Origin of the sequence: Nocardioides agri (genome assembly GCF_013778305.1) — a bacterium.
GTDB lineage: Bacteria > Actinomycetota > Actinomycetes > Propionibacteriales > Nocardioidaceae > Nocardioides > Nocardioides agri.
This window is the reverse complement of sequence record NZ_JACEIC010000002.1, coordinates 180,974-200,818: the sequence shown is the minus strand read 5'-3', so window position 1 is coordinate 200,818 and position 19,845 is coordinate 180,974. Positions and strand designations below refer to the sequence as shown.

At 72.0% G+C, this 19,845-nt stretch carries 11 protein-coding genes; 9 read left to right on the top strand and 2 right to left on the bottom strand.

Features of this window, described 5'->3' with window-relative positions; translation table 11 throughout:
* Nucleotides 1-57: 57 nt before the first annotated feature.
* Both HZF07_RS05495 and HZF07_RS05490 read left to right on the top strand, forming a co-directional pair.
* On the top strand, nt 58-2,679 hold the full coding sequence (locus HZF07_RS05495; protein ID WP_181644836.1) for an FtsK/SpoIIIE family DNA translocase: 2,622 nt from the start codon (nt 58-60) through the stop codon (nt 2,677-2,679).
* Nucleotides 2,676-4,322 carry a helix-turn-helix domain-containing protein gene (locus tag HZF07_RS05490; protein ID WP_157340125.1) on the top strand — a complete coding sequence of 549 codons (1,647 nt, stop codon included), beginning with the start codon at nt 2,676-2,678 and terminating at the stop codon, nt 4,320-4,322. Before HZF07_RS05495 ends, HZF07_RS05490 begins: the two co-directional genes overlap by 4 nt.
* 8 nt (nt 4,323-4,330) lie before the next feature.
* Here HZF07_RS05490 and HZF07_RS05485 read toward each other — a convergent pair whose 3' ends face one another.
* Together HZF07_RS05485 and HZF07_RS05480 are read right to left on the bottom strand one after the other, a co-directional pair.
* Nucleotides 4,331-5,011 carry a response regulator gene (locus tag HZF07_RS05485; protein WP_157340124.1) on the bottom strand — a complete coding sequence of 227 codons (681 nt, stop codon included), beginning with the start codon at nt 5,009-5,011 and terminating at the stop codon, nt 4,331-4,333.
* Nucleotides 5,008-6,618 carry a sensor histidine kinase gene (locus HZF07_RS05480; RefSeq protein ID WP_157340123.1) on the bottom strand — a complete coding sequence of 537 codons (1,611 nt, stop codon included), beginning with the start codon at nt 6,616-6,618 and terminating at the stop codon, nt 5,008-5,010. The genes HZF07_RS05485 and HZF07_RS05480 overlap by 4 nt, the downstream gene beginning before the upstream one ends.
* A 90-nt stretch (nt 6,619-6,708) precedes the next feature.
* Between HZF07_RS05480 and HZF07_RS05475 the strand changes: the two genes are divergently transcribed.
* From HZF07_RS05475 to HZF07_RS05445, 7 genes are all read left to right on the top strand, one after another.
* Nucleotides 6,709-7,719, top strand: a complete 1,011-nt coding sequence (locus HZF07_RS05475; protein ID WP_157340122.1) for a Bug family tripartite tricarboxylate transporter substrate binding protein — start codon at nt 6,709-6,711, stop codon at nt 7,717-7,719.
* Complete coding sequence (locus HZF07_RS05470) at nt 7,716-8,237, top strand: tripartite tricarboxylate transporter TctB family protein (protein ID WP_157340121.1); 522 nt, start codon at nt 7,716-7,718, stop codon at nt 8,235-8,237. The genes HZF07_RS05475 and HZF07_RS05470 overlap by 4 nt, the downstream gene beginning before the upstream one ends.
* Nucleotides 8,237-9,778 carry a tripartite tricarboxylate transporter permease gene (locus HZF07_RS05465; RefSeq protein WP_157340120.1) on the top strand — a complete coding sequence of 514 codons (1,542 nt, stop codon included), beginning with the start codon at nt 8,237-8,239 and terminating at the stop codon, nt 9,776-9,778. The genes HZF07_RS05470 and HZF07_RS05465 overlap by 1 nt, the downstream gene beginning before the upstream one ends.
* On the top strand, nt 9,775-10,167 hold the full coding sequence (locus tag HZF07_RS05460) for a universal stress protein (protein WP_157340119.1): 393 nt from the start codon (nt 9,775-9,777) through the stop codon (nt 10,165-10,167). Before HZF07_RS05465 ends, HZF07_RS05460 begins: the two co-directional genes overlap by 4 nt.
* A 49-nt stretch (nt 10,168-10,216) precedes the next feature.
* The gene (gene rimO, locus HZF07_RS05455) at nt 10,217-11,620 is read left to right on the top strand and encodes a 30S ribosomal protein S12 methylthiotransferase RimO (protein WP_157340118.1); all 1,404 of its coding nucleotides are present in this window, start codon (nt 10,217-10,219) and stop codon (nt 11,618-11,620) included.
* A complete protein-coding gene (gene pgsA / locus HZF07_RS05450) occupies nt 11,620-12,228 on the top strand; it encodes a CDP-diacylglycerol--glycerol-3-phosphate 3-phosphatidyltransferase (protein ID WP_157340117.1) in 609 nt (202 codons plus the stop codon). Before rimO ends, pgsA begins: the two co-directional genes overlap by 1 nt.
* 240 nt (nt 12,229-12,468) lie before the next feature.
* A complete protein-coding gene (locus tag HZF07_RS05445; protein WP_157340116.1) occupies nt 12,469-19,803 on the top strand; it encodes an ExeM/NucH family extracellular endonuclease in 7,335 nt (2,444 codons plus the stop codon).
* Nucleotides 19,804-19,845 lie beyond the last annotated feature (42 nt).

Sequence of the window (19,845 nt, the reverse complement as noted above, 5' to 3'; positions counted from 1 at the left end):
AGACACGCACTCCTGTGGTGCGTGTGACTGGTGTGACCCCTGCGTAGGGTGATCACCATGGCGACCCGTACGTCTTCCCCGCCGGGGTCGCGGAGCAAGAGCACGTCCTCGACCTCCCGATCCCGGAGTACCGGCACCACCCGGTCCACGAGCCGGAGCACCGGCTCGTCGCGCAAGCCTGCCCCGAAGAAGAAGCCGGTCGCGAAGAAGAAGCCCGCGGCCCGGCGACCGGCACCGCGTGCGGTCCGCACCGGGCCGGGCCCGATCTCGAGGATGTTCGGCGCGCTCTTCCACGCGCTGGGCGCGGTCTGGCTGGCGATCGCCCACGGCGTCGGCACCCTCGCCCGCGGCATCGGGCACGGTGCCGAGGAGCTCGAGCCCGACCAGCGCCGGGACGGCGTCGGGCTCTTCCTCATCGGCTCGGCGGTCGTGGTCGCCGCCGCCATCTGGTGGCAGCTGCCCGGCGCGGTCATGGACGGCGCCCGCACGGTCGTGCAGGGCTCGGTCGGCAAGGTCGGGTTCGTCGTCCCGCTCGCGCTGCTGTTCGTCGGCTGGCGCACCATGCGCGACCCCGAGCGCACCGGCCCGGCCGGCCGGCAGGCCATCGGCTGGAGCTCGCTCGCCTTCGGCGTCCTCGGCATCGTCCAGATCGCCGACGGCAACCCGCAGCCCGACCTCGGCGACACCAGCGACCTCCAGGACGCCGGCGGCGCGATCGGGTACGTCGTGGCCAGCCTGCTGCTCGACCTCCTGCGCTCGCCGTACGTCGCGGTGCCGCTGCTCGTGCTGCTCGGCTTCTTCGGCGTCCTCATCATCACCGGCACCCCGCTCTACCAGGTGCCCGCGCGGCTCGCGGACGCCCGCGACCGGCTGCTCGGCCACCCGCACCACGAGGACGACCACGACGAGCCCGCGCCGACCCGGCGCCGCCGCGGCAAGTCCGCGGAGGACGAGATCGACCCCGAGATGGGCGACCCGGCGTACGACAGCCCGGTCCTCGTCGACCGCGAGATGCGCAAGCGCAAGAAGCGCCTCGAGACCACCGAGGAGGGCCTCGACATCTTCGCCCCCGACGTGCTCGGCGTCGATGCCGACGCGACGGTCGCGGAGATCCCGGTGTTCGAGGACAAGGTGGAGGAGAAGGTCGAGCTCGAGCCGCCGCCGCACACGCCGCTGCCGCAGCGGGTCGAGCAGCTGGCGCTGTCCGGCGACATCGTCTACTCGCTCCCGACGAGTGACGTGCTCAAGCCCGGCTCGCCGCACAAGGCGCGCTCCAAGGCCAGCGACGCGGTCGTCGACCGGCTGACCCAGGTGCTCGAGGAGTTCTCGATCGACGCCCAGGTGACCGGCTACACGCGCGGCCCGACCGTGACCCGCTACGAGGTCGAGCTCGGCCCGGGCGTCAAGGTCGAGAAGATCACCAACATCCAGAAGAACATCGCCTACTCCGTCGCCTCGGCGGACGTGCGGATCCTCAGCCCGATCCCCGGCAAGTCCGCGGTCGGCGTCGAGATCCCCAACCTGGACAAGGAGATCGTCTCCCTCGGCGACGTGCTGCGCTCCAACACGGCGCGCTCCGACCACCACCCGATGGTGGCCGGACTCGGCAAGGACGTGGAGGGCGGCTTCGTGGTCGCCAACCTCGCGAAGATGCCGCACCTGCTGGTGGCCGGCGCCACCGGCTCCGGCAAGTCGTCGTTCATCAACTCGATGATCACATCGGTCCTGATGCGCGCGACTCCCGACGAGGTCCGGATGATCATGGTCGACCCCAAGCGGGTCGAGCTCAACGCCTACGAGGGCGTGCCGCACCTGATCACCCCGATCATCACCAACCCCAAGAAGGCCGCCGAGGCGCTCGCCTGGGTCGTGCGCGAGATGGACCTGCGCTACGACGACCTGGCCAACTTCGGGTTCCGGCACGTCGACGACTTCAACAAGGCGGTCCGCGCGGGCAAGGTCGAGCTGCCGCCGGGCAGCGAGCGCAAGCTCGAGCCCTACCCCTACCTGCTGGTGATCGTCGACGAGCTCGCCGACCTGATGATGGTCGCCCCGCGCGACGTCGAGGACGCAGTCGTGCGCATCACCCAGCTCGCGCGCGCCGCCGGCATCCACCTGGTGCTCGCCACCCAGCGGCCGAGCGTCGACGTCGTCACCGGCCTGATCAAGGCCAACGTGCCGTCGCGGCTCGCGTTCGCGACCTCCAGCCTCGCCGACAGCCGGGTCATCCTCGACCAGCCGGGTGCGGAGAAGCTGGTCGGCCAGGGTGACGGCCTCTTCCTGCCGATGGGCGCCTCCAAGCCCGCGCGTATCCAGGGCTCCTGGGTCACCGAGGCCGAGATCGCCCAGGTGGTCAAGCACTGCAAGGGCCAGCTCCAGCCCAACTACCGGGAGGACGTCACGGCGCCCGCCGCCGCCAAGCGCGAGCTCGACGACGACATCGGCGACGACATGGACCTCGTGGTCCAGGCGATCGAGCTCGTGGTCTCCACCCAGTTCGGGTCGACCTCGATGCTCCAGCGCAAGCTGCGGGTCGGGTTCGCCAAGGCGGGCCGGCTCATGGACATCCTCGAGAGCCGTGGCGTCGTCGGGCCCAGCGAGGGCTCCAAGGCCCGCGACGTGCTCGTGAAGCCCGACGAGATCGACTCCGTCATCGCGACCATCCAGGGGGAGATGTGACCACGATCAGCGCACCCGAGATCGACCTGCTCGACGTCGAGGCCGAGCCCGTCGAGATCCGCCGCAACGGCCTCCTGGCCGGCGGCATCGGCGGCGTCGCCGCGATCGTCGCGCTCGCCTACCTCACCCGCGCGCTCGGCGGCGGCTCGGCGCTCGACTGGCTGCTGGCGCTGGCCATGGGCCTGGTCGCCGCGGCCTACCTCAGCGCCTTCGTCGACGCGCGTACGCCGCTGCTCGTCGCCGACCACCAGGGCATCCGACTGCGGCTGGGCCGCACCTGGCGCGGCGTGCCGTGGGACTCCCTCGACTGCGTCGAGGTGCAGGCCCGGCGTGGGCTGCTGCGCGACGGCCGCGTCGTGATCCTGCTCGACGACCCCGACGCGCTGCTCGCGGACCTCGACCGCGCCGGCCGCCGCCAGGCGGCGATCGCGCGCCGACTGCACGGCTCCCCGCTCGCGGTGCCGCTGTCGCTCTCGACCTGGGTGACCGGCGGCGACGCGGACCTGCCGGAGGCGCTCCTGGCGCTGGCCGGCGACCCGGAGCGGGTCGTCGAGCTGGTGGACGAGCTGGACGAGCCGGACGACGAGCCGGGCGACGAGCCGAGCGACGAGCTGGACGAGCCGCTCGACGAGCCCGCCGAGCACCCGCACCCCGTGCTGCACGACCCGCGCCCGACGCTGGCGCGCGGCATCGACTACCTGGCCGAGAGGCTCCGCCTGCACCCCGATCCCGAGCCGGACCGCGCGCCGGAGCCCGAGGTCACCATCGCCAGCGCGACGCCGCTGCCGCTCCGCGACGCCGTGGAGGGGACGCGGGTCGAGGCGGTCTACCGGGCCCCGGAGCCGACCCAGCCGATCGCCGAGGTCGCGCCGCTGATCATCGAGGAGCCGGTCTTCGAGGAGCCGGTCTTCGAGGAGCCGGTGTTCGAGCCGGTCGCCGACCCCGTCGTCGGCCCGCAGCTCGCCGGGGCCCGCACCCGGCTCGGGCTGAGCGTCGACCAGCTCGCCGAGCGCACCCGGATCCGCCCGCACGTCATCGAGTCGATCGAGGTCGACGACTTCGCGCCGTGCGGCGGCGACTTCTACGCCCGTGGCCACCTGCGCACGCTGGCGCGGGTCCTCGGGGTCGACGCCGCACCGCTGCTCGCGTCGTACGACGAGCTCTATGCCGACGCCCCCCTCGACGCGCGCCGGGTGTTCGAGGCCGAGCTCGCGACCGGCGCCCAGGGCCCGATCCGCAGCACCAAGGGCGGCCCCAACTGGTCGGTGCTCATCGCCGCGGTGATGGCGCTGGTCCTCGCCTGGTCGATCGCGCGCCTGCTCATGGACAGCCCGGTCCACGTCTCGGGTGACCAGCCGGTGCTCAACGGCTCGCCGTCCGGCCAGCGCAAGCTGGGTGCGCCGGTGCCGGTGCTGCTCAACGCGGCGGCGGGCGGCGCGCACGTCGTGGTCAAGGACGGCGCGGGCGAGGTCGTGTTCAACGGCGACCTGGCGTTCGGGGAGCAGAAGTCGATCGAGGCGGCCCCGCCGGTGCACGTGCAGTCCTCCGACGGTGCGCTTGTCGTCAGCGTCGACGGCGAGGACCGCGGGGCGCTGGGCGCCGAGGGCGCGCCGGCGCAGAACACCTACGCCGCCGCGAAGTAGCCGAGCCGTCAGGTCCGCAGCCGGTAGCGGCGCTCCGGGCGGCCGGACCCGCCGTACTGCAGCCGGACGACCGCCTGCTCGCGGGCCACGAAGTGCTCGAGGTAGCGGCGCGCGCTGACCCGCGAGAGCCCGACCTCGTCGGCGCACTCCGTGGCCGAGACCTCGCGGCCCCCGGCGAGCGTCGCGAGGACCGCCTCGGCCGTCTCGGTGCTGAGCCCCTTGGGCAGCACCTCCCGTCCACGTCCGAGTGGCGCGAAGAACGCGTCGATGTCGTCCTGGCCGGCCCGGTCGACCCCGGTGAGCGCCAGCCGGGTCCTGCGGAAGGCGTCGAGCCGCGCGGCGAGGTCGTCGTACTCGAACGGCTTCACCAGGTAGTGCGCGGCCCCGGCGGCGGCCGCGGCGCGCACCGTGTCGGCCTCCCGGGCCGCGGTCACGACGAGCACCCCGACGTCGTTGCCCTCGCCCCGGAGCCGGCGCAGCACCTCGATCCCGCTGAGGTCGGGCAGGTGGACGTCGAGGAGCACGAGGTCGGGGGCGAGGCGGTCGATCTCGCTCAGCGCGGTCGCACCCGTGGCCGCGGTGCCGACGACGCGGTAGCCCGGGGTGCGCTCGACGAACCGGGTGTGGATCGAGGCGACCATGAAGTCGTCGTCCACCACCAGGACCGTGAGCTCGGGATCGTCGGTCATCCGTGGTCCTCGGTCATGGGCAGCCGCGCGGTGAAGACCGCGCCGTCGTCATTGTGCACCGACACCGACCCGCCCCGGCGCTCGCAGACGACCTGCACGAGGGCCAGTCCGACCCCGCGTCCGCTGGCGTCGCTGGGCTTGGTGCTGAAGCCGCGCTCGAAGATGTCGTCGATGCGCTCGCCGGGCACTCCCGGGCCGGAGTCGGCGACCTGGACGACCGCGTCGCCGCCGTCGCTCGTGAGCCGTACGTCGACGCGTGCGGCGTCCGCGCCGGCCGCGGCGTCGACGGCGTTGTCGACCAGGTTGCCGAGCACCGTCCCGAGGTCGGCCGACAGGTCGGGCGCGAGCCGCGGGAGCCGGCTGTCGGGGCTGAGCGCGAGCTCGACCCGGCGCTCGGCGGCCAGGCTGGTCTTCGCGACCAGCATCGCGGCGACCGCCGGGTCCTCGACCCGCTCGAGCACGAAGTCGCTGATCGCCGCCCGGCGTCGCGTGAGGGTGCCGATCAGGCGACCGGCCTCGTCGTACTCCTCGAGCTCGAGGAGGCCGGAGATCGTGTGCAGCTGGTTGGCGAACTCGTGGGTCTGCGCGCGGAGCGTCTCGGTCACGCTCTCGCGGGCGCTGAGCTGGCTCTGCAGGGCGAGCAGCTCGGTGCGGTCGCGCAGGGTCGTGACCGTGCCGGCGGGGCGGCCGTTCTGCACCACCCGGTTGCTGTTGAGCACCAGCACCCGGCCGCCGACCACGGCCACCGCGTCGTGCACGTCGTCGTCGCCGATCAGCAGCTCGAGCACCCGCAGCGGCAGGTCGAGGTCGGCGAGGAGGCGGCCCTGGCTGTCGGGAGGCAGGTCGAGCAGCGCGCGGGCGCTCTCGCTCAGCAGCGTGACGGTGCCGGACTCGTTGACCGCCAGGACGCCCTCGCGCAGCGAGGTGAGCAGGGCCTCGCGCTGGTCGGCGAGGTCGGCAATCTCGGCGGGCTCCAGCCCGCGGGTGCGCCGCTTGATGAGCCGCGCGAGCAGCCAGGCGCCGACCAGGCCGAGCGTGAGCCCCACGGCGAGGAAGGACAGCAGGTCGGGCAGGGTCTGCCGCAACCGCTCGGCCAGCGACGGGTAGCGCTCGGTGACGACCACGGCCCCGACCACCTCGCCGGCGTCGACCCCTCGCTGGATGCCGATGATCGGCACCTCGGCGGCGATCGCCCGCTGCCCCCTGTCGTCGAGGTCGCCGGTCCACGCGCGGCCGTCGGACACGCCCGGACCGAGGTCGATCTCGTCGCCGACCCGGGTCGGGTCGGTCGACACCACGATGCTGTCGCCGGGGCCGACCAGGTGGACGGCGGTGGCGCCCGTGTCGTCCTGGCGCTGCTGGGCGTAGAAGGTCAGCGCGCGCTGCTGGCTGCCGTTGCCCACGCCGACCTGCACGGGCTGGGTGCTGGCGAGGTTCTCCGCGCTCGCACGCAGCCGGGCGCCCCGGGAGTCACGGAAGTCGGCGTCGCTCTGCCGGAAGGACACCACGCTGGTCACCGCCACGACGAGCAGCAGCAGCACCGCCTGGAGCGCGAGGAACTGCCCGGCCAGCGTGCGCGGGCGAGGCAGGCGCGGGCGGGACCACAAGTTCCACAACCTCCATTGCTTGGTGAAGGGTGACGGCCGCCACAGGGTAGGTGAACGATCGGGACTCCGATCCACCGAGAGGAGCCTGACATGGCCACCCCATCGCCAGACCGACGCCGGCCGGCACGTGCCGTCGTCGCCGCCCTCACGGGCCTGGCGCTGACCGCGGCGCTGTCCTCCTGCGGCGTCACCCGCGGCGAGGACAACAAGGACATCGCGATGTGGATCCCCAACAGCGCGGGCGGCGGCTACGACCAGACCGGACGGGCCGCGGTCTCGGTCATGGAGCAGGAGGACGTCACCGGCGGCAACTTCGAGGTCACCAACATCCTCGGCGCCGGCGGCTCCGTCGCGATGACCCGGCTGATGGGCGCCGAGGGCGACGAGCACACGATGATGACCGTCGGTCTCGGCGTGGTCGGCTCGCTCTACTCCTTCGGCCTCGAGGACCGGGTCCACGACGCCACGCCGCTGGCCCAGCTGATCGAGGACCAGGAGGGCATCCTGGTGCCCGCGGACTCGCCGTACGAGACCGTCGACGACTTCCTCGCCGCCTGGAAGAAGGACCCGCACTCGATCGCCGTCGGTGGCGGCTCGTCGCCCGGCGGGCCGGACCACCTCTTCCCGATGCAGCTCGCGGAGACCGTCGGTATCGACCCCAAGGACGTCCTCTACGTGCCGTACGACGGGGGCGGCCCGCTCACCAGCGCGCTGATCGGCGAGAAGATCCAGGTCGGCTTCTCGGGCCTCGGCGAGTTCGAGGGCCAGATCGAGTCGGGTGAGCTGCGCGCCCTCGCGGTCTCGGGGGAGGAGCGACTCGAGAGCGAGCCGTTCCAGGACATCCCGACCCTGACCGAGTCCGGCGTCGACCTGGTCTTCGTCAACTGGCGCGGGGTGCTCGCACCGCCGGGCATCTCCGACGAGCGCCGCGACGAGCTGATCGCCTACCTCCAGGAGATGCACGACAGCCCTGAGTGGCAGCAGGCCCTGGAGAAGTACGGCTGGACCGACGCCTTCAAGACCGGTGACGACTTCAGCACCTTCCTGCAGGAGCAGGACGACCGTGTCGCTTCGACCCTCGAGGAGCTGGGACTCATATGAGCAGCACGACGCATCCGGGTACGAGCCCGAGCACCGCGCCGCGGCGCGACCTCGCCCAGATCGGCCTGGCGGCGGTCACCGCCGTCGTCGGCGCCTACACGATCTACGACGCCAGCACCCTCCAGGTCGGCTTCGCGGACCCGGTCGGGCCGCGGCTCTTCCCCTACGCCATCGGCACCGGGCTGCTGGTCACCAGCGCGCTGCTGGTCGTCGCCGCCCTCCGCGGCGACCTGCCCGAGGCCGAGGGCGGCGAGGACGTCGACCTCGACGCCCGCGCCGACTGGGCGACGGTCGCCAAGCTGGTCGGCATCGTCGGGCTCACGATCGCCACCGTCGGCTTCCTCGGCTGGGCGATCAGCGGCGCGATCCTCTTCGCCGGCTCGACCTGGGCCCTGGGCAGCCGGACCCTCGTCCGCGACGTGATCGTCGGCGTCGTGCTGTCGGTCCTCAGCTGGTACGCCTTCTACGTCGGCCTCGGCATCCCGCTCAGCGCCGGCATCCTGGACGGGATCCTCTGATGGGCGACCTCGACCTCCTGCTCGGCGGCCTGCAGTCCGCGGCCACGCCCGAGAACCTGCTCTACGCCGCGATCGGCGTCCTGCTCGGCACCTTCGTCGGCGTCCTGCCCGGCATCGGCCCGGCGATGGCGGTGGCCCTGCTGCTGCCCGTGACCTACAGCCTGGAGCCGACCTCGGCCTTCATCATGTTCGCCGGCATCTACTACGGCGGCATGTACGGCGGCTCGACCACGTCGATCCTGCTGAACACACCAGGGGAGTCCGCGTCGGTGATGACGGCGCTCGAGGGCAACAAGATGGCCAAGGCCGGCCGAGCGGCACAGGCCCTCGCGACCGCGGCCATCGGGTCGTTCATCGCCGGCACCATCGGCACCCTCCTGGTCGCGTTCTTCGCGCCGATGCTGGCCGAGTTCGCGGTCACGATCGGCGCCCCGTCGTACTTCGCGATCCTGCTGTTCGCCCTGGTGATGACCACGACGATGCTCGGCTCATCGAAGGTGCGCGGCTTCCTCTCGCTCTTCCTCGGCCTGACCATCGGCCTGGTCGGGCTCGACCTCAACACGGGCCAGGCCCGGCTCGACCTCGGCGTGGCTCAGCTGCGCGACCCGCTGGAGATCGTGGCCGTCGCGGTCGGCATCTTCGCGCTCGGCGAGGCCTTCTGGGTCGCCGCCCACCTGCGGCGCAAGCCGCTGCAGGTGATCCCCGTCGGGCGGCCGTGGATGGGCCGCGAGGACTGGAGCCGGTCCTGGAGGCCGTGGCTGCGCGGCACGGCGTACGGCTTCCCGTTCGGCGCGATCCCCGCGGGCGGCGCCGAGATCCCGACGTTCCTCTCCTACGTGACCGAGCGTCGGCTCTCCCGCCACCGCGACGAGTTCGGCAAGGGGGCGATCGAGGGCGTCGCCGGACCGGAGGCGGCCAACAACGCCTCGGCGGCCGGGATGTTCGTGCCGCTGCTCGCGATGGGCATCCCGGTCACCGCCACGGCCTCGGTGATGCTGGCGGCGCTGACGAGCTACGGCATCCAGCCCGGGCCGCAGCTGATGACCGAGCAGTCGGACCTCGTGTGGACGCTGCTCGCCAGCCTGCTCATCGGCAACACGCTGCTGCTGGTGCTCAACCTGCCGCTCGCGCCGCTGTGGGCCAAGCTGCTCCGGATCCCGCGACCGCAGCTCTACGCCGGCATCCTCTTCTTCGCCTGCCTCGGCGCCTTCGCCGCCAACCAGGACGCCTTCGACGTCTTCCTGCTGCTGGCCTTCGGCCTGCTGGGACTGGCGATGCGGCGCTTCGGGCTCCCGGTGCTGCCCCTGATCCTCGGCGTCATCCTCGGGCCGATCATGGAGCTCAAGCTGCGCGAGGCGCTGACGATCTCCGACGGTGACCTGTCCGGGCTGTGGAGCGAGCCGCTCGCTGTCGCGGTCTACGTGCTGACGGCCCTGGTGGTCGTGGTGCCGATCGTGGTCAAGCGGGTCCGGCCCGACCTCGACACCCCGGCGGCCGAGGTCGCCCGAGCCGCGCAGGACGACGAGAGGGTGGGCCGATGAGCCGGATCGTGGTGGCCTGGTCCCCGGACGACTACGGTCGCGCGGCCCTCGTGCACGCCGTGGCCGAGGCCCGGCTGCGGGGGCTCGGGCTCCTCGTCGTCAACGCCTCCCGCGGCGACGCACTGGTCGACGACAGGTTCGCGACCGACGACGACCTGGCCGGGGTGCGGGCCGAGCTCGACGAGGCCGGCCTGGCGTACGACGTGCGCCAGTCGGTCGGCGCCGACGTCGGCGACCAGGTGCTCGAGGCCGCCGCCGAGGTGGACGCGGCGCTGATCGTGCTGGGGCTGCGGCGCCGTACGCCCGTCGGCAAGCTGATCATGGGCAGCGTCGCGCAGCGGATCCTGCTCGGCGCGCACTGCCCGGTGCTCGCCGTGAAGTCGGCCTGAGGTCCGTCGAGTAGGCGCCCGCGCGCCGGCGCGGGATACTTGCTCGGTTATGACGAGCAACGCGCAGGAACTCCTCTCGGTCGCCATGGTCACCCTCGGGTGCGCCCGCAACGAGGTCGACTCCGAGGAGCTGGCGGGCCGGCTCGAGGCGGGCGGCTTCCGGCTGGTCGCCGATCCCGAGGACGCCGACACCGTGGTCGTGAACACCTGCGGGTTCGTCGAGTCGGCGAAGAAGGACTCGGTCGACACGCTGCTCGAGGCCGCCGATCTCAAGGCCAGCGGCCGCCCGCAGGCGGTCGTCGCTGTCGGCTGCATGGCCGAGCGCTACGGCAAGGAGCTCGCCGAGTCGCTGCCCGAGGCCGACGCGGTGCTCGGCTTCGACGACTACCCCGACATCGCCGACCGGCTGCGCTCGATCATGGCCGGCGAGACCCACGAGGCGCACGTCCCGCAGGACCGCCGGCTGCTGCTGCCGATCACGCCCGTCGAGCGCGCGCTCTCGACGGCGCCGGTGCCCGGCCACGCGTCGGGGCCGGCGTCCCTGCGCCGCCGCCTCGACGCCGGCCCGACGGCCTCGCTCAAGCTCGCCAGCGGCTGCGACCGACGGTGCTCCTTCTGCGCGATCCCGTCCTTCCGCGGCTCCTTCGTCAGCCGCCGTCCCAGCGACGTGCTCCAGGAGGCGCGCTGGCTGGGGGAGCAGGGCGTGCGCGAGCTGTTCCTGGTCAGCGAGAACTCCACGTCCTACGGCAAGGACCTCGGAGACCTGCGGCTGCTCGAGACGCTCCTGCCCGAGCTGGCCGCCGTCGAGGGTGTGCACCGGGTCCGGGTGTCCTACCTCCAGCCCGCCGAGACCCGCCCCGGGCTGGTCCAGACGATCGCCGGCACGCCCGGCGTCACGCCGTACTTCGACCTGTCGTTCCAGCACGCGAGCGCCACCGTGCTGCGCCGGATGCGCCGCTTCGGCGACCCCGACAGCTTCCTGGGGCTGCTCGAGCAGGTGCGCGGGCACGCGCCGGCCGCCGGGGTCCGCAGCAACGTGATCGTCGGGTTCCCGGGGGAGACCGAGGAGGAGCTGGAGACGCTGTGCGACTTCCTCGTCGCGGCGCGGCTCGACGTCACCGGCGTCTTCGGGTACTCCGACGAGGACGGCACCGAGGCGGCGACGTACGACGGCAAGCTCGACGACGACGAGGTGCGCGCCCGGGTGGAGCACGTGACCACGCTGGTCGAGGAGCTCACCAACCAGCGCGCCGCCGAGCGGATCGGCGAGGAGGTCGAGGTGCTGGTCGAGGCAGTCGGTCCCGACGGCGACGTCGAGGGCCGGGCCGCCCACCAGGGCCCCGAGGTCGACGGCTCGACCTACCTGCTCGGCGCGACGGCCGAGGTCGGCGACCTGGTCCGCGCGGTGGTCGTCGAGTCCGAGGGCGCGGACCTCTACGCTCGGGTGCTGTGATGACCGAGCTGGAGGCGCAGCCGAGCAACTGGAACGTCCCCAACGTCCTCACGACGGTGCGGATCATCTCCGTCCCGTTCTTCGCCTGGGCGCTGCTCGTCGACGGCGGGGAGTCGATCACCTGGCGCTGCGTGTCGTTCGCGATCTTCGTGGCCGCGATGATCACCGACAAGATCGACGGTGACCTGGCCCGCAAGCACAACCTGATCACCGACTTCGGCAAGATCGCCGACCCGATCGCTGACAAGGCGGTCACCGGCATGGCCTTCATCGGCCTCTCGATCGTCGGCGACATCTGGTGGTGGGTGACGATCGTCGTGCTGCTGCGCGAGTGGAGCGTCACCCTGCTGCGGCTCTCGGTGCTGAAGAAGGTCGTGATCGCCGCGAAGGACCTCGGCAAGATCAAGACCACGTTCCAGGCGGTCGCCCTCGCCACGCTGTGCCTGCCGCTGCGCGACCCCGACCTGCCCGCCGCGCTCGAGGTGCCCGGCGAGGTGATCTTCTACCTGGCCCAGGCCTGCCTCGCGATCGCCGTCGCCCTCACGCTGTGGTCGGGCTGGGAGTTCTTCCGCGACGTCTGGAAGCAGCGCGCCAGCCTGCGGGGCTAGCCCGGCTTCATCCATCTGGGTGATCGGCACGGTGCTGTAACAACTTGTTCACCCGAACTCTTGCAAGAGACGGCCGTTTCGGGGTTAGGTTTCGTTCACCTCGGTCAGCCGGAGCCCTTCCCCTTCGCGGACCAGGCCTCGGAACGCCTGCGCGGTTCTCGGCCTGGACGTGACGCTCTCCCGGCGTGGTTCGGGGCGCCGCTCACGCCCAGTTCGCCAACCCTTCGGAGTGCCCACGTCATGCGTGCCCCCCAGCGTCTCGTTCCACTCGCCGTCCTGGCGCTGGCCGCCAGCGGCCTGCTCATCCCCTCCGCGCCCGCGTCCGCCAACCCCGCGGGCACCGGCCTGGTCATCAACGAGGTCTACGGCGCCGGCGGCAACAACGGCGCGCTGAAGAACGCCGACTACATCGAGCTCTACAACCCGACGGCAGCGGCGATCCCGCTCACCGGGCTCTACCTCCACTACCGCTCGGCCGCCAACTCGTACGGCGGCGTCGCGGCGCTGCCCGGCGCGAAGTCGGTCCCGCCGCACTCGACCTTCCTCGTCCAGGCGAGCGCGGCCGGCGCCAACGGCACGGCACTCCCGACCCCCGACCACGTCGCGTCCCCGGCGCTCAACCTCGCCGCCGCGGGCGGTCAGGTCTTCCTGACGACGGCCTCCGCCCAGTTCCCGGCCGGCACGGTCAACGGCAACGTCGCCGGCGCGGCCAACATCGTCGACATGGTCGCTGCCAGCGGCTCGTCGACGTTCGAGGGTGCCGTCGCGACCGTCGCGGGGACGACCTCGAAGTCGATCAGTCGCGCGCCCGGTGGCGTCGACACCGACAACAACGCCGCCGACCTCACCCTGACCGACCCGAGCCCGACGCCCGCCACGGTCGTCACCACCCCGCTCGACGCCACCTCGCCCGGCGACAAGACCGGCATCGTCGGCATGAGCATCGTGGGCTTCAACCTCCAGGCCTCGGGCGGCACCCCGCCGTACACCTGGAGCGTCAGCGGCCTCCCCACCGGCGTGACCGCGACCAACGCGGGCGCCGTGTCCGGCACGCCCACGCAGGCCGGCACGTTCCCGGTGACCGCGACGGTGACGGACGGCGCGAGCGGCACCGACAGCGTCAGCTTCCAGATGGTCATCGACCAGGCCCCGGACATCACCCCGATCGCCGAGATCCAGGGCGACGGCGCGCGCTCGCCGTACGCGCCCGCCACCGGCAACGGCAGCGGCTCGAAGGTCGTCTCCGTCGAGGGCGTCGTCACCGCGCGGTACGCCGACGGCGGCTTCAACGGCATGTACGTCCAGGACCCGGGTGCCGACACCGAGGGTGCCTCGGACGGCATCTTCGTCTACGCCGGCAGCGGCAACAACAACATCCCCGCCGGCGTCGACGTCGGTGACTCCGTGCGGGTCACCGGCCCGGTCGCGGAGTTCTTCGACCTGACCCAGATCGTGCCGACCTCGGCCAGCGCGGTCGGCGAGCTCGGCACCTCGCTCGGCACCGTCGAGCCGCGGCACATCGCCTACCCGACCACCGCCGCGGGCCGCGAGGCCCGCGAGGGCGAGCTGCTCGCCCCGACCGACGACTTCACGGTCACCAACAGCTACAGCACCAACCAGTACGCCGAGATCGGCCTCGCCACCGGCGACACCCCGCTGCGCCAGTGGAGCGAGTACGCCTCCCCGCACGACCTGGCCGCGATCAACGCGATCAAGGACGAGAACGCCGCCCGCGCGGTCGTGCTCGACGACGGCGCGACCACCAACTTCCTGCAGAACCAGACGACCAAGGCGATCCCGGTGCCGTGGCTGTCGCCGACCAACGCCGTGCGGGTCGGGGCCGCCGTGACCTTCACCGGTCCGGTCGTGCTCGACTGGCGCAACAACACCTGGAAGTTCCAGCCCACGCACCAGGTGACCGGCACCGGTGCCGAGGTCGCGACCTTCGAGGACACCCGGGCCGACAACCTGGCCCCGCGCCCGGTGGGCGGCGACCTCAAGATCGCCACCTTCAACGTGCTCAACTACTTCAACACCACCGGCGAGGCCTACGCGGCCGCCGGTCCGGCGCAGAACCCGCCGCTCGACACGTTCTGCACCTACTACACCGACCGCCAGAGCAACCGGATCGGCAACAACTCGTGCGGCGTCCGGCTGCAGGACGACCCGGACACCGAGACCAACGAGGCCAACCAGAACGACGGCCGCGGCCCGCGGGGCGCGGCGACCGCCGCGAGCCTGGCGCGCCAGGAGGAGAAGCTCTCCCACGCGATCAACGCGCTCGACGCCGACGTCATCGGCCTCGAGGAGGTCGAGAACTCGATCAAGCTCCCCGGTGAGACCAACCGCGACGACGCGCTGGCCCGCATCGTCCAGATCATCAACAACGCGGCCGGCGAGCAGAAGTGGGCCTACGTCAAGAGCCCGGGCGAGGCGCTGACCGCGACGGCCGTCGGCGAGCAGGACGTCATCCGACCGGCGTTCATCTACCAGGTCGACAAGGTCTCGCCGGTCGGGCAGTCCGACATCCTGTTCGGCACCGACCAGTTCGCCAACGCCCGCGAGCCGCTCGCCCAGGCGTTCAAGGCCAAGGGCGCCCCGGACAGCGACGCCTTCGCGGTGATCGTCAACCACTTCAAGTCCAAGGGCGACAACGCCTCCCCGGCCCCGCCGGCGACCGGTGACAACGCCAACGACGACGTGACCGGTGTCGGCGCCTTCAACGGTGACCGGACCCGCCAGGCCGCGCGTCTGGTCCAGTTCGCGGACCAGTTCGCGGCGGACCGCGACATCGACGCGGTCTTCCTCGCCGGCGACTTCAACGCCTACACGATGGAGGACCCGATCACGACGCTGGAGGACGGCGGCTACGAGCTGATCGACTCCACCGACGCCGACGACGAGTCCTACTCCTACCAGGGCCTCTCCGGGTCGCTCGACCACGTGCTCGGCAACGAGGCCGCGGTGGACATGGTGACCGGCGCGGACATCTGGGAGATCAACGCCGACGAGTCCCCGGCGTTCCAGTACAGCCGCTACAACTACAACGTCACGAACTTCTGGCAGCCGAACCTGCCGTTCGGGACCTCGGACCACAACCCGGAGATCGTCGGGATCGACGTGCCGGAGGTCTCCGGCACGACGTACCGGGAGATCCAGGTCCTCGGCACCAACGACTTCCACGGACGCCTGCTGCCCGACGGCGGCAACGCTGCCGGCGCCGCGCCGTTCGCGACCGCGGTGAAGGAGCTGAAGTCGCAGGTCGCGGACTCCATCTTCGTCGCCGCCGGCGACCTGGTCGGTGCCTCGACGTTCGAGTCGTTCATCCAGGACGACGAGCCGACGATCGACGCCCTCAACGCCATGGACCTCGAGGTCTCGGCCGCGGGCAACCACGAGTTCGACCGCGGCTACGAGGACTTCGCCGGCCGGATCCAGGACCGCGCGCAGTGGGAGTACATCGCGGCCAACGTCGACGAGCCGGCCGGCCGGGACGACCTCGCGGAGACGTTCACGAAGACCTTCGGCACCGGCGACGACGCCGTCACCGTCGGCTTCGTCGGCGCCGTGACCGAGGACCTGCCCGCGCTGGTCAACCCCGCCGGCATCGCCGGGGTGACCGTCACCGACGTCGTCGACGCGACGAACGCCGCGGCCGCCGACCTCAAGGCCGACGGCGCCGACCTGGTGGTCCTGCTGGTCCACGAGGGCTCCCCGTCGACCGAGTGCGGCTCGCCGAGCTTCACCGACCCGGCGACGACCTGGGGCAACATCGTCCAGAACACCTCGGGCGACGTCGACGCGATCATCTCCGGCCACACCCACCTGGCCTACAACTGCCGCTTCCCCGTCGCCGACTGGGCGGGCCGCGCGGTCACCAAGCGCCCGGTCGTCTCGGCCGGCCAGTACGGCACCAACCTCAACCAGCTGGTGTTCAAGCTCGACGAGTCCACCGGTGAGCTTGCTGCGGTCTCGCAGGACGTCATCGCCACCGCCGGTGTCGGCTACGCGCCCGACCCGGAGGTGCAGGGCATCGTCGACGCCGCCGTCGCCTACGCGGACACCGCGGGTGCCCAGGTGCTCGGCAAGATGACCGGTCCGTTCCGCCGGGCGCAGTACCTCCCGTCCTCCGGTGCCACGGAGAACCGCGGCGGCGAGTCGACGCTGGGCAACCAGGTCGCCGAGGTGCAGCGCTGGGCGACCGATGGCGCGGACATCGCGTTCATGAACCCCGGTGGTCTCCGCGCCGACATGCTCGGCACGGCCAACGGCGCGCTGCGCGACCTGACCTACCGCCAGGCCGCCGACGTCCAGCCGTTCGCGAACACCCTCGTCAACATGGACCTCACCGGCGCGCAGATCGAGACCGTGCTCGAGCAGCAGTGGCAGCGCAACCCCCAGGGTGGCGTGCCGTCGCGGCCGTTCCTGCGGCTCGGCGTCTCGCAGGGCTTCACCTACACCTACGTGGAGACCCCGGAGACCGTCGAGGCACCGAACTCCGCGCCCGTGAGCACGTTCAAGGGCGAGGTCACCGGCATGTGGCTCGACGGCGAGCCGATCAGCCCGACGGCGACGTACTCGGTCACGGTGAACTCGTTCCTCGGCGGCGGCGGTGACAACTTCCGCGAGCTGGCCAACGGCGCCCACAAGGTCGACACGGGCGTGATCGACCTCGAGGCGATGGTCGACTACATGGCCCAGCACGCGACCGACCCGCTGGCCGTCGACTACAGCCAGCGCGCGGTCGAGGTCACCTTCCCGGGCAACGCCCCGGCGGCGTACCTGGCCGGCGACACGGTCGCCTTCGACGTCGCCTCGTGGGCGATGTCGGCCCCCGGTGACCTGCAGGACAGCACGATCCGGGTGCTGCTCGGCGACACCGAGCTCGGCACCGCCTCCGTGGACAACACGGTCGGCAACAAGCCCTACGACGCCTGGGGCAAGGCAGCGGTCAGCGTGCAGCTGCCCGCGGGCCTGCCCGACGGCGAGACCGAGCTGACGCTGGTGGGCACGCAGACCGGCACCCGGGTCCCGGTGACGATCACCGTGGACGACGGCGTCCGGGACGTGCAGATCCTCGCGACCAACGACTTCCACGGTCGGCTGCTCAAGGACGGCGCCAACTCCGCCGGTGCGGCTGTGCTCTCCGGGGCGGTCAAGCAGCTGCGGGCGAAGAATCCCGACACGGTGTTCGCCGCCGCCGGCGACCTGATCGGCGCCTCGACGTTCGAGTCGTTCATCCAGGACGACCTGCCGACGATCGACGCGCTCAACGAGGCCGGCCTCGAGGTCTCCGCTGCCGGCAACCACGAGTTCGACAAGGGCTACGAGGACCTCGTCGGCCGCGTGCAGGACCGTGCGCAGTGGGAGTACATCGCGGCCAACATCGAGGAGCCCGCCGGTCGTGACGACCTGGCCGAGTCCTGGACGCGCACCTTCGACGGCGTCAAGGTCGGCTTCGTCGGCGCGGTGACCGAGGAGCTGCCGTCGCTGGTGGCGCCGTCCGGCATGGCCGGGGTCACCGTCACCGACATCGTCGACTCGGTCAACGCCGAGGCCGCGCGGCTGCGCTCGCAGGAGGGCGCCGACCTGGTCGTCGCACTCGTGCACGAGGGCTCGCCGAGCACGACCTGCTCGACGATGACCGACCCGGCGACCGCCTGGGGCGCGATCGTCACCGGCCTCAGCGGCGACGTCGACGCGCTGGTGTCCGGCCACACGCACCTGGCCTACAACTGCTCGTTCCCGGTCGCGGCCTGGGCCGGGCGCGACGTGACCGAGCGTCCCGTCGTCTCGGCGGGCCAGTACGGCACCTTCCTCAACCAGCTGGTGTTCTCGATCGACGACGCAACCGGCGAGGTGCTCGCCAAGGACCAGCAGGTCCTGCCGCTCCTCGGCCCCGACCCGGACGGCTCCGGCCCCGGCCAGCCGCCGGCGCTCTACCCGGCCGACCCGGCAGTGGAGGCGATCGTCGCCGACGCCGTCGACGTCGCCGACGAGCTCGGCGCGCAGGTGCTCGGCCAGATCGAGGCGCCGTTCACCCGGGCCAAGTTCGCCAACGGCACCACGGAGAACCGCGGTGGCGAGTCGACGCTCGGCAACCAGGTCGCCGAGGTCCAGCGCTGGGCCACGCCGGACACGGTGGGCGCCGCGGACATCGCGTTCATGAACCCGGGCGGTCTGCGGACCGACATGGTCGGGACCGTCAACGGGACCGCCCGCGACCTCACCTACCGGGAGGCCGCCAACGTCCAGCCGTTCGCGAACACCCTCGTGAACATGGACCTGACCGGTGCCCAGATCGAGACCGTGCTCGAGCAGCAGTGGCAGCGCACCGCTGCCGGTGCCGTCCCGACCCGGCCGTTCCTGCGGCTCGGGGTATCGGAGGGCTTCACCTACACCTACACGCAGCGTCCGGACCCGGCGAACGCCGGCCAGAAGCTCGGTGAGGTCACCGCGATGTGGCTCGACGGCGAGCCGATCGACCCGGCGGCGTCCTACTCGGTGACGGTGAACTCGTTCCTGGCCTCCGGTGGCGACAACTTCCGGGAGCTGGCGAACGGCACGACCAAGCAGGACACGGGCATCACCGACCTGCAGGCGATGGTGGACTACCTGGACGAGTTCGGGTCCGACGGCAAGGTCGTCGACGTGGACTTCGCCCAGCGGGCCGTCGACGTGACGTTCCCGGCCGGCGCGCCGGCGACGTACACGCCCGGCGGGACCGTGGTCTTCGACCTCGGCTCGCTGTCGATGACCGACCCGGGCGACCAGCGCGACACCCAGGTCGAGGTCCGCAGCGGCAGCACCGTGCTCGGCACGTTCCCCGTGACGACCACGATCAGCGCGCCGACGTCCAACGGGTCCAACAGCAACGACGACGCGGGCACCGCCCACGTGTCGGTGACGCTGCCGGCGGGCACGGCAGCCGGGGCGACGGAGCTGACGGTGGTCGGCACCACCACCGGGACCCGCGTGCGGGTGCCGATCGAGGTGGCGCTCGCCGCGTCGACCGTCACCGCTCCGGACGTCTCGCTGACCTACGGCCAGCCGAGGACGGTGGACGTCGTGGTCACGCCGAGCGGCGCGACCGGCACCGTCGAGGTTCGGTCGGGCAGCACGGTGCTCGGATCGGCGCCGGTCGTCGGTGGGCACGCGCAGGTCGTGCTGCCGGCCCGCTCGCTGATGCCCGGTCAGCACACGCTGACGGCCGCGTACTCGGGCGACAGCGCACACCTGCCGGCCACGGACACGTTCACGGTGACGGTCGCCAAGGCCGCCTCCTCGACGTCCGCCGCGGCGGTAGAGGAGACGCTGAAGGTCAAGAAGGACGCGGCCGTGGTGCGGGTCGTGGTGCTCGGGCAGAACGACGTCCCGGTCACCGGCCAGGTCCGGGTGACGGCACCGGGCCAGCCGCCCCGGACGGTGACTCTCGTCCTCGGCCGAGGGTCGGTCGTGCTCGACCCGTTCCCGACCACCGGGACGAAGACGATCACCGTGGAGTACCTCGGCAGCGACGTGCTGACGCCGAGCTCCACGACGGTCACCGTCAACGTCACGAAGTCCGGGAAGTAGCGACGCGCACGGACGGGGCCCGGAGTTCCAGGGCCCCGTCCG

Excerpts from the sequence above, each read along its gene's own strand:
- HZF07_RS05445 (WP_157340116.1), top strand. The coding sequence starts at position 12,469 with ATGCGTGCCCCCCAGCGTCTCGTTCCACTCGCCGTCCTGGCGCTGGCC.
- HZF07_RS05475 (WP_157340122.1), top strand. The coding sequence starts at position 6,709 with ATGGCCACCCCATCGCCAGACCGACGCCGGCCGGCACGTGCCGTCGTC.
- HZF07_RS05470 (WP_157340121.1), top strand. The coding sequence starts at position 7,716 with ATGAGCAGCACGACGCATCCGGGTACGAGCCCGAGCACCGCGCCGCGG.
- pgsA (WP_157340117.1), top strand. The coding sequence starts at position 11,620 with ATGACCGAGCTGGAGGCGCAGCCGAGCAACTGGAACGTCCCCAACGTC.
- HZF07_RS05460 (WP_157340119.1), top strand. The coding sequence starts at position 9,775 with ATGAGCCGGATCGTGGTGGCCTGGTCCCCGGACGACTACGGTCGCGCG.
- rimO (WP_157340118.1), top strand. The coding sequence starts at position 10,217 with ATGACGAGCAACGCGCAGGAACTCCTCTCGGTCGCCATGGTCACCCTC.
- HZF07_RS05485 (WP_157340124.1), bottom strand. The coding sequence starts at position 5,011 with ATGACCGACGATCCCGAGCTCACGGTCCTGGTGGTGGACGACGACTTC.
- HZF07_RS05495 (WP_181644836.1), top strand. The coding sequence starts at position 58 with ATGGCGACCCGTACGTCTTCCCCGCCGGGGTCGCGGAGCAAGAGCACG.
- HZF07_RS05465 (WP_157340120.1), top strand. The coding sequence starts at position 8,237 with ATGGGCGACCTCGACCTCCTGCTCGGCGGCCTGCAGTCCGCGGCCACG.